Genomic DNA, 1,282 nt, shown 5'->3' on the forward strand with positions numbered 1-1,282 from the left:
TTATATGTTATTGGTCTGTTTTTTCGATAGCCTTAGCTATGCCTTCTTTGGCATATTTCCATTGGTTGGCTTTCTTGAGATGAATCATGTCGAACAGAAAATAACCATCACAAGCATCCATACATGCCTTGACAGATTGTACGATGGCTTGGTTTTCCTGCTCTTGGGTGGCTTCATTGGTCGTGTCCCAATTACCGACATCGGATCCTCCCACTACTTTGGGGCAAGAACCTTTTATCTTTGACATGGCCTGTAGGCAGAATCCCTGCATGGTCCATTCGGTATTGCCATAAACACGCAATGGCGAGGCGTATGCACCAATGAGCATTTGGTCCATCAAGTCGGCATATCCGCAGGAGTGATAGTTTTTAGTCGCCCATCTATAATAATCAGAGGTCTGAAAATTAGGGGAACCCCAATTCACGCCTTCAGTGTAATATGTGGAGTACCAACCACCGACATACACGCCAAACTGTATTTTGGAATTGACGCTCTTGACTGTGTTTCGTGCCTTTTCCATAAAGTCGCGAATGGTTTTGGCTCTAAACTCCAACCATTTCTTCGTGTAATCAGAAGGTTTGTTCGGTAACTTTGTCGCGCCTTTGGGAAGGATGTCTTCTGGGAAATTGGAGACATTGCTTCCCATATACGTTTCAAATTTTTTGCGGGAAAGATCGGAGAAGTCGGCACGCAGATCCAAATATCTGCCTCGGTCCAACACAATACCGTCAAGGTCATATTTCGCAAGATCTCTTAACAAGTTGCAAAGAAAAGTTTGCACTTCCGGATTGGCAGGATTTAAAAACTTGGTAGGCTCATCCTCGTCCATGATACTGACAATTCCCTGAGCTGTACTCATCTGTGTTGTCCATGCCTTTTTGCTTTTGTCACGATACACCATGCCCGTCCCGTTGTTCATGGTGTTTCCTCCCACAAACGTGTTAATGCCTGCGTGAACTTTCAAATCCAATTTTCGTGCGGCATCTATGAACGCTTGCAAGTAGTCCCACGTGGCCGTGCGGTCTATCTTTGTATAGCCTGTGGATGTCCATGTGTATTGATATTTCACCTGTTCTACTGTGGAAGTCTTAAACAATACGTCTCCGCATGTTGGGCGCACGTCTACCACGATATCCGTGAAACCTGCGTCTTTGGCCAGGGTCAGGTCTCGTGTTATGGCCTCTTTGCTGTTGGCGAAGTCGGGGAAGTTCGCGGCCGCGTCAATCCAGATATATCTCGGTTTGTCGGTTTTTTCTTCTCCTGTTTCTTTATTATTTTTCTG

The 1,282-nt window shown here is 45.5% G+C and carries 1 protein-coding gene; it reads right to left on the bottom strand.

The window, feature by feature from the left end:
- Positions 1–7: 7 nt before the first annotated feature.
- A partial coding sequence (locus HMPREF0645_RS03995) for an alpha amylase family protein (protein WP_007173592.1) occupies positions 8–1,282 on the bottom strand: 1,275 nt, incomplete at its 5' end.

The organism is Hallella bergensis DSM 17361 (assembly GCF_000160535.1).
Lineage (GTDB): Bacteria > Bacteroidota > Bacteroidia > Bacteroidales > Bacteroidaceae > Prevotella > Prevotella bergensis.